The 7,990-nt window shown below is 63.7% G+C and carries 9 protein-coding genes; 6 read left to right on the top strand and 3 right to left on the bottom strand.

Going from position 1 to position 7,990, the window contains the following annotated elements; translation table 11 throughout:
* Positions 1-43: 43 nt before the first annotated feature.
* A complete protein-coding gene (locus IEV75_RS05390; protein WP_188451513.1) occupies positions 44-244 on the bottom strand; it encodes a hypothetical protein in 201 nt (66 codons plus the stop codon).
* Positions 245-352: 108 nt separating this feature from the next.
* Between IEV75_RS05390 and IEV75_RS05385 the strand changes: the two genes are divergently transcribed.
* The 4 genes from IEV75_RS05385 (at position 353) to IEV75_RS05370 (ending at position 3,099) form a co-directional block, all read left to right on the top strand.
* Positions 353-793: a hypothetical protein gene (locus tag IEV75_RS05385; protein WP_188451512.1), complete on the top strand. Its 441-nt coding sequence runs from the start codon at positions 353-355 to the stop codon at positions 791-793.
* A 118-nt stretch (positions 794-911) separates the two neighbouring features.
* Positions 912-2,408: a CoA-acylating methylmalonate-semialdehyde dehydrogenase gene (locus IEV75_RS05380; RefSeq protein WP_188451537.1), complete on the top strand. Its 1,497-nt coding sequence runs from the start codon at positions 912-914 to the stop codon at positions 2,406-2,408.
* 35 nt (positions 2,409-2,443) lie between these two features.
* Positions 2,444-2,761 (top strand): nucleotidyltransferase family protein, encoded by a 318-nt coding sequence (locus IEV75_RS05375; RefSeq protein ID WP_188451511.1) that lies wholly within the window; start codon positions 2,444-2,446, stop codon positions 2,759-2,761.
* The gene (locus IEV75_RS05370) at positions 2,758-3,099 is read left to right on the top strand and encodes a HepT-like ribonuclease domain-containing protein (RefSeq protein ID WP_188451510.1); all 342 of its coding nucleotides are present in this window, start codon (positions 2,758-2,760) and stop codon (positions 3,097-3,099) included. Before IEV75_RS05375 ends, IEV75_RS05370 begins: the two co-directional genes overlap by 4 nt.
* Before the next feature lie 84 nt (positions 3,100-3,183).
* On the opposite strand, the gene IEV75_RS05365 is transcribed toward IEV75_RS05370, so the two are convergent.
* Positions 3,184-5,418 carry a prolyl oligopeptidase family serine peptidase gene (locus IEV75_RS05365; protein ID WP_188451509.1) on the bottom strand — a complete coding sequence of 745 codons (2,235 nt, stop codon included), beginning with the start codon at positions 5,416-5,418 and terminating at the stop codon, positions 3,184-3,186.
* Positions 5,419-5,555: 137 nt separating this feature from the next.
* Between IEV75_RS05365 and dapF the strand changes: the two genes are divergently transcribed.
* Positions 5,556-6,380 carry a diaminopimelate epimerase gene (gene dapF / locus IEV75_RS05360; protein WP_233351759.1) on the top strand — a complete coding sequence of 275 codons (825 nt, stop codon included), beginning with the start codon at positions 5,556-5,558 and terminating at the stop codon, positions 6,378-6,380.
* Here dapF and IEV75_RS05355 read toward each other — a convergent pair.
* Positions 6,377-7,174, bottom strand: a complete 798-nt coding sequence (locus tag IEV75_RS05355; RefSeq protein WP_188451508.1) for a GntR family transcriptional regulator — start codon at positions 7,172-7,174, stop codon at positions 6,377-6,379. The genes dapF and IEV75_RS05355 overlap by 4 nt on opposite strands.
* A 122-nt stretch (positions 7,175-7,296) precedes the next feature.
* Here IEV75_RS05355 and IEV75_RS05350 point away from each other — a divergent pair, with 122 nt between their 5' ends.
* Positions 7,297-7,989 (top strand): CpcT/CpeT family chromophore lyase, encoded by a 693-nt coding sequence (locus IEV75_RS05350; RefSeq protein WP_188451507.1) that lies wholly within the window; start codon positions 7,297-7,299, stop codon positions 7,987-7,989.
* Position 7,990: the final 1 nt, after the last annotated feature.

Below are 7,990 nucleotides of genomic sequence, written 5' to 3'. Positions count from 1 at the left end.
AACTTCCTGGCCGCCATCGCACTCGCATCAGCAAGACTCTGGGTCAGAGCTTATGAGTCCACGCCCTAATCCGGTTCCACATGAATATCTGGATGACGCCGTCCCATTCGGCGGCAAAGGCCTGTGCGCCCTCATCACCCACATCATCGCGATACGGAATGGCAGCTGACGGCGCGGTCATCGCCAGTGCGAGCGTGCTGGCAGAGGCCGCGGCATAAAGGCTCGTCTTGATCCCTTTGATCATCGGAACTTCCCCTTGATTGTTGTCATGCAGGTCCGAAAAGCAGCTTAGACATCGGACTGCCTTGGCGTAAGGTTAGGCCGAAAAACCCCGCTAACAAACATTTTCATAATGACCCTCCGCCACTTGCTTGCTGCCTGTGTCCTTTCCACGACAACCCTTCCCGGCTGCGCACAGACGCCGCCTGATGAGCCCACCGCCTTCCTTGACCGGGAATCGCGGCCGCCGCCCAACCGGATTTTACCTGCGCAGATGGTCCGCATTTCCGGCATGGTTTCTCCGCTCGCGGCAGACCAGATCACCGGCGCATGGCGAACCGGGACATGCGGACTGGTTCTTTCCGGCGATGCGCTGGAAGGCGAAGCCATCGCATCAGGTGATTGTCCGCACGGGCTTGAAAACGCTGCGCGCTGGGTGATTGAACCCGAACACCGCGCAAGGCTGGCGCTCCTCGACGCGGCAGGTAATGAGCTGTGGGCCGGCGTTTACACCCGCGCTGACCGGCTTGCCGGGACAGCGGCGCACAGCGGGCCGCTGGAATTCACCCGCTAGTGCCGCTTCGCACGCCTCGACACTCGCCGCTTCACCCTTTAATCCCGTCGCCAGACACGACAAGGGGCGGGCTGGCTTCAGCCCTGCCGCAAGGAGGACACAAGCCATGAGCGCCGATATCCGTATCATCCCGCATGTCATCAAGGGCCGGCACGAAACCGGCAATTCAGACCGCTTCGGCGATGTGTTCGATCCGAGCGCCGGCGAAGTGCAGGCGCGCGTGCCACTCGCCACCAGGGCCGAGCTCGCCCACGCGGTGGAGATCGCCAAGGAAGCCCAGCTCTCCTGGGCTGCCACCAATCCGCAGCGCCGTGCCCGCGTTCTCTTCCGCTTCAAGGCCCTGGTGGAAGAGAATATGGAAGAGCTCGCCCGCCTGCTGGCATCAGAGCACGGCAAGGTCGTGGCCGATGCCAAGGGCGATATCCAGCGCGGGCTGGAGGTTATCGAGTTTGCTTGCGGTGTGCCCCACCTCCTGAAAGGCGAATATACCGAAGGCGCAGGCCCCGGCATTGATGTCTATTCCATGCGCCAGCCTCTGGGCGTGGTTGCCGGCATTACCCCGTTCAATTTTCCGGCCATGATCCCGATGTGGATGTTTGGCGTCGCCATTGCCTGCGGCAATGCCTTCATCCTCAAACCCTCCGAGCGCGATCCGTCCGTGCCGGTGCGCCTGGCCGAGCTGATGCGCGAGGCGGGCCTGCCCGACGGCGTGCTGAACGTCGTCCATGGCGACAAGGAAGTGGTCGATGCGATCCTTGAGCACCCGGACGTCAAGGCCGTCAGCTTTGTCGGTTCCTCCGACATCGCCCAGTATGTCTATGTGAAGGGCGCAGAGAACGGCAAGCGCGTTCAGGCCATGGGCGGCGCGAAGAACCACGGCATCGTCATGCCCGACGCCGACATGGATCAGGTGGTCAAGGATCTGGTGGGTTCCGCCTTCGGCTCGGCGGGCGAGCGCTGCATGGCCTTGCCGGTGGCGGTGCCGGTCGGTGAAGACACGGCCAACAGGCTGATCGAGGCGCTGATCCCGGAAATCGAGAAGCTGAGCCCCGGCCACTCCCTCGATCCGGATGCCATTTACGGTCCCGTAGTCACCGCCGCTCACAAGGCGCGCATCGAGAGCTATATCGAAATGGGCGTGAAAGAGGGCGCCGAGCTTCTCATCGATGGCCGCGGCTTCGAGCTGCAGGGCCATGAGAAGGGCTTCTTCGTCGGCCCGTCACTCTTTGACCGCGTGCGCCCGGACATGCGCTCCTATCGGGAAGAAATCTTCGGCCCGGTATTGCAGATCGTGCGGGCGAAAGACCTGGAAGAAGCCGCGCGCCTGCCCAGCGAACACCAGTACGGCAATGGCGTTGCGATATTCACGCGCAATGGCCTGGCCGCGCGCGAGTTTGCCGCGAAGGTGAATGTCGGCATGGTCGGCATCAATGTGCCGATCCCGGTGCCGGTCGCCTACCATACCTTTGGTGGCTGGAAGCGCTCGGCCTTTGGCGATGCCAACCAGCATGGCATGGAAGGGGTGCGCTTCTTCACCAAGATCAAGACCGTCACCCAGCGCTGGCCCACCGGCGAGGTCACCGACCAGTCCTTCATCATCCCGACCATGGGGTAGGGTGAACGCGTCAAATCCGTGCTATCACTGCGCGCATGGACACAGCGCTCGCCATACCCACGCTGGACGATGCCCGCGCCCGCCTGATGGCGGGGCGGGACGGCTTGCGTACGCTTGGTGTTACGGCGATTACCCTCTTCGGTTCGATAGCTAGCGGCAAGGCCCACGCCGCCAGCGACGTGGATGTGGTCATTGAGACAGCGGATGAGAGCTTTGGCTATGACGCGCTCATTGCGGTGGCCGAGCGTCTGGAAGACATCTTCCTGCGCGATGTGGACGTGATCCATGCCCGCTCCCTGTCACCGGAGCTCAAGCGGGAAGTGGCGATGACAGGTGTGAGGGTGGCGCTGTGAGGGCCCAGATACGCAAACGCCTGTCAGACGCGCTAAACGAAGCACGTTTCGCGCATGAACTCGTCACTGGCCGCGACGCTGACGCAATTGCTAGCGACCCTGTCGCCCGCCGCGCACTTGAACGCGCCTGTGAGATTGTCGGTGAAGCCCTTCGCGCAGCCATTGAAAGCGAGCCGGGTATAGTGGCGGACTATCCGGACATCCCGTGGAAGAAGGCCATTGGGCTACGCACCCGTCTCGCCCATGCCTATGACAGGGTCGATATCGCTTTCCTCACCGATGCCGCCAGAAACGCATTCCCGGACCTGATCGCGAAACTGGAGAAGGCGCTGGCCTAGGAACGCTGGCACAATCGCACACAAAAAACCCCGCCGGGTCGCTCCGGCGGGGTTTTCATTTTCAGATGGTTGGCCTGGAAGAGCCTACTCCTCACCATCCATCAGGTTCTGCATCAGGAAAGTGTATTCCAGCGCGAGGCGATTGGCCGTTTCGCGCAGGTTCGCTGCCGCCGAGTGGCCGCCTTCCATGTTCTCGTAATAGAGCATGTCGAGGCCGAGCGCGTCGGTGAGATAGGCCATCTTGCGGGCATGGGCGGGATGTACCCGGTCATCCTTGGTCGAGGTCAGCAGGAAGAGCGGCGGATAGTCCCGGTCCGGGTTCACATTGTGAAGCGGCGAGATCGAACGCAGGAAGGCGCGCTCCTCCGGGTTCTCGTCCGGGAAGCCGTACTCGGCTTGCCAGCTGGCGCCTGCCAGCATGGTATGGAAGCGCATCATGTCCAGCAGCGGAACCTGGCTGATCACCGCGCCGAACAGGTCCGGGCGCTGGGTGTACATCACACCGGTCAGCAGGCCGCCATTGGATCCCCCCATCACGCCAAGCTGGTCCGTGGTGGTCACGCCATCTTCGACCAGCGCTTCGGCGACCGCGATCAGGTCGTCATAGATGCGCTGACGGTTGACCGTCAGGCCAGCCTGGTGCCAGGCCGGGCCGAACTCGCCACCGCCCCGGATATTGGCCAGCACATAGGTGCCGCCATTCTCCAGCCAGAGACGGCCCATCGTACCCGAATAGCTGGGGTTCAGGCTGACCTGGAAGCCCCCATAGGCATAGAGCAGGGTCGGTCCCGGCTCGGCGCTGCTGCGTTCCGGATTGTGGATGATGAAGTAGGGGATCTGCGTGCCATCGGCGCTCGTTGCCTCGCGCTGTTCAACCACCAGGCCTTCAGTATCAAACCAGTCCGGCATGGACCGGGCCGGGGTGAGCGCGGCGGCGTCCTCGCTGACCCGGTAGAGCGTGTTGGGCGTCAGATAGCCTTGCGCAGAAACGTAGGCGAGGTCCGACTGATCATCGGCCGTAACGATGGAAACAGACGTGTTCTCCGGCGTTTCGATCTGGCGGCGCTGCCAGCCATTATCGCTCCGTTCGAACACCCACAGCCCGCCAACGACATTGTCGTTGATCACCGCCAACAGATGGCTGGCCGTTGCCGCAAAACCGCCAACCGACTGGCGTTCACCCGGCACGAACACGGTTTCTATGGCCGGAAGCTCGCCAGTGGCAGCCAGCTGCGACATGGACAGCGACAGGACCGCCCCTTGCGGATAGGTCTCGCCGCCTTCTTCAGGTGTCCACTCCTCCTCGATCGAGAAGATGAGCTGGTCGCCGAACAGGGCCTGCGGGCTGACGCGGCGCGGCAGGTTGAGCCGGATCGGCTCGCCTTGCGCATTGTCGGGCAACAGCCAGTAGACGCTCTCGAAGAAGGTCTCTGCCTGTGTGGCCAGCAGGTAGAAGGTGCCGTCAGCCTGTTCGAACCGGGCAGGCCATACACCGACATCACCGGCTGCGCCCGTAAACACCAGTTCGGCCTCTTCGATGGGCGTGCCGCGCGTCCAGCGTTTCACGACAAAAGGATAGCCCGATGTGGTCGTCTCCTCAGGATCAAGCGCGGTGGCGATCAGCAGCGTGTTCTCGTCGATCCAGGCGGTTGAGCCCTTGGTGGCCGGAATTTCAAACCCGCCTTCGACAAAGCTGCGGGTCTCCATGTCCCACTCGCGCCGCACTGCCGCGTCCGATCCGCCGTCAGACAGGGTCAGGATGCAGCGATTATAGTCCGGCGCCAGGCAGGATGATCCGCGCCACACCCAGTTGCGGTCCTCTTCCTCTGCCAGCGCATCAAGATCGAGCACGACATCCCATTCAGGATTGTCCGTCTCGTAGCTTTCCAGCGTGGTACGCCGCCACAAGCCGTGCGTGTTGTTCGCATCCTGCCAGAAATTCCACAGCTCCCCGCCGCGCACCGAGACGTAAGGGATGCGATCCGTGCTCTCGAGCACTTCAAGGGCACGGTCATAATGCTGCTGATAGCGCGGATCGGTCTGCAGAAGGCCGAGCGAGCGCTCGTTCTGGGCCTGCGCAAAGGCAAGTGCCTCCTCGCCCTCTACCTCTTCAAGCCAGAGCAATTCTTCCGAGCCTGACTGGATAGCTGCGTTCAGCGCACGCGCCTCGGCATCCACGCCGGCTCTCTCCTCGCTCCGGGCATCAGAGGCAGGCGCAGTTTCGGTCACAGTGGCATCTCCGGTTTCACCAGCCGGTTCGCAGGCAGCCAGCAAAAGAGCCGAGCCTGCAACCATCAGGGCAGCTTGATACGTCTTCATGGATATCTGATCCCCCATAGGAAAACTGAGCGGTATTCAACTCCGGCCCGCTGCCAAGGTCAAAGCCCGCTACATTACAAACCTGACACCTCCATCCGGCTTGCGCCCCGCGCGGATGAGGCGTATCGGCTGACGGCATGAAAGCCTATGCCATGAACGGGGCGGGAAACGCCTTTATCGTGATCGACGCGCGCGGAGATGGCAGGACCCTGACCCTGCCGCCCGGACAGGTCGCGGCGCTGCATGCGTGTTATCCGTTCGACCAGATCATGGGCCTGGAAGACCATGGCGTGGCCGATGCCGCCTTGCGGGTATGGAACGCTGATGGCGGCGAGGTGGGGGCCTGCGGCAATGGCACACGGGCGGCCGCCTGGCTGATGTTTCAGGACGACGCCCGCTCCCGGCTGAACTTCGCAGCCAAAGGCGGCGTGCTGAGCGCGCGGCGGCTGGATACCGGCGCTGTAGAGGTCGATCTCGGCCCGCCCGGGCTTGGCTGGCGCGATATTCCGCTGGCCCGCGAAATGGACACACTGCGGCTTGATTACGCGGCTTCCCTGCCGGGTGGCGGGCGGCTGGAAGGCCCCGGCGCCGTCTCCATGGGCAATCCCCACGCGGTCTTCTTCGTCGACGATGTGGCCGCATTGCCGCTGGCCGAAATCGGCCCAGCGATCGAACATGATCCGCTTTTCCCCGAGCGCGTGAATGCGGGCTTCGCGCAAGTGATCGATCGCCAGACCATACGCCTGCGGGTGTGGGAGCGCGGGGCCGGGCTGACTCTGGCTTGCGGCACGGGTGCCTGCGCAGCGCTGGTTGCGGCGCACCGGCGCGGCCTGACAGGGCGTGAGGCGGTCATTATCGCCGATGGCGGCGAGCTGCCCGTGCGCTGGGACGCAGACGGCCATGTGCACCTGTCCGGCCCTGTGGAGATGGAAGGCGGGTTGGATATTGAGGGGCTGATCTAGCCCTCTGTTTCCCGCAGCAGGCTCATCTCGTAGACGAAGCGATTGCCCGGATGGACGGTGTCAGATAGCGCGATCACCCGCCCGCTCTTGTCATAATAGCGCCGCCGTGTGCGCAGGGCCGCCGCGCCGGCCTCGCAATCAAGCCTTTGCGCCTCCCGCTCGGTCATGGCGCCGGCAAGAATCGCCTGGTCAACGCGCGCTGTGGCCACGCCGCGCACACTGGCAATCCATTCGATGATAAGCCCATTCATCTCCACCAGTTTTTCAACCGGCGGCGCGAGATCAGCGCGTATATAGATATCGGTCAGGGCCAGGGGCGGCTCGCCCGGCACGGCGCGAAGGCCTGATACCCGCATATACTCCCCGCCCGGCGCGATGCCGAAAGCACGTGCCAGATGGGATTCCAGCGCCACCATTGCCGTCGCATCCGGTGACAGGCGCGCATCGCGCGCATACTGCATCAGATCGTCGACATTGCCCAGGCGCTGGGAGAAGGCGGCCTTGCTCTCGGTGGCAATCACCAGCGTGCCGGCTCCGCGCCTTCGCACGATCAGCCCGGCTTCCGCCAGCAGGCGCAGCGCCTCGCGTGCCGTGTGGCGGGAAACATCATAGGTCTCGCAAAGAGCATGCTCGGTCGGCAGAAGCTTGCCAACCGGAGGGTCACCGGCGGCGATGCGCTTTTTGAGCGTCTCTGCCAGCCACACATAGCGCGGCGCAGATGTTTCCTGGCTGATATCGTCAGACCCTGCGGTCAAGGGCGCGGCTCCCCAAAGCTCGGCTTCAGACGCGCTCATAGCACACACCGGGCGCCGCACGTGAGCCATTCTCAGGATTGTGCCTGCGCACCGCACCGCGCCGGACCTTGCACGATGGCGCGCGGGAGGCTGGAATGGGCCGCCTGCTATGGAGACCTGCCATGATCGCGCTCTTGCTTGCCGCCCTTGCCTTCGCAGAGCCGGACACCCCGCCGGAAGCGGAGGCTGAGCCGGCATATGGCAGCGCGGCCCATGGGAGCGGCTTTCTTACGGGGCGCTTTTCCAACGCCCAGCAATACGAAAACGCGCCGGAAGAGTGGCGTGAAGCGCAGCCTGGAACCGCAGAAGAATGGCTGGACCTGCAATACGCTGCCCATACACAAGTTGAGGCACCCGGGCTTGGCGGGCACGTGATCTATGTGGAGTGGCGCTCCGGCGCGGAGGACGGCCCCGTCAGCCGTCAGCGCATCTGGGTGCTGCGCGAGGATGATGCGGGCATGCTCGCCGGTTTTGACCTTTTCGAGTTGCGCGATCCTGACAGCTTTGCAGGCCGGGCGGACGAAGAGGGCGCGTTTGCCTCCCTCACCGGGGCGGACCTCATCGGCTATCCTGAGAATTGTCGGATGGAGGCCCGCTCGCCAGCCCATGCGGGCTATTATTTCGCCGTGGATATCGAGAGCTGCGTTATGCCGGCCGAATCCGGGGATGCAATGCGCTTCGGCGCCAGCCTGCGCGGCCATCAGAGCTTCTTCACCTACCGCGAATGGGGCAGTACGATGGACCACCAGCGCGTATTTTCGCTGCCCGGCGCGCCCTACCCTTACGCCTTCCGGCGTCTCTCTGATGAGGGCTGAC

The sequence above is a fragment of the Glycocaulis albus genome (assembly GCF_014639075.1).
Taxonomy (GTDB): domain Bacteria; phylum Pseudomonadota; class Alphaproteobacteria; order Caulobacterales; family Maricaulaceae; genus Glycocaulis; species Glycocaulis albus.
Note: the sequence above shows the minus strand (reverse complement) of the source record. Positions and strands in the feature narration are given on the sequence as shown.

Bases quoted from the DNA above. Each gene is read 5' to 3' on its own strand.
- IEV75_RS05390 (WP_188451513.1), bottom strand. From the start codon at position 244: ATGATCAAAGGGATCAAGACGAGCCTTTATGCCGCGGCCTCTGCCAGC.
- IEV75_RS05385 (WP_188451512.1), top strand. From the start codon at position 353: ATGACCCTCCGCCACTTGCTTGCTGCCTGTGTCCTTTCCACGACAACC.
- IEV75_RS05375 (WP_188451511.1), top strand. From the start codon at position 2,444: ATGGACACAGCGCTCGCCATACCCACGCTGGACGATGCCCGCGCCCGC.
- IEV75_RS05365 (WP_188451509.1), bottom strand. From the start codon at position 5,418: ATGAAGACGTATCAAGCTGCCCTGATGGTTGCAGGCTCGGCTCTTTTG.
- dapF (WP_233351759.1), top strand. From the start codon at position 5,556: ATGAAAGCCTATGCCATGAACGGGGCGGGAAACGCCTTTATCGTGATC.
- IEV75_RS05355 (WP_188451508.1), bottom strand. From the start codon at position 7,174: ATGAGCGCGTCTGAAGCCGAGCTTTGGGGAGCCGCGCCCTTGACCGCA.
- IEV75_RS05350 (WP_188451507.1), top strand. From the start codon at position 7,297: ATGATCGCGCTCTTGCTTGCCGCCCTTGCCTTCGCAGAGCCGGACACC.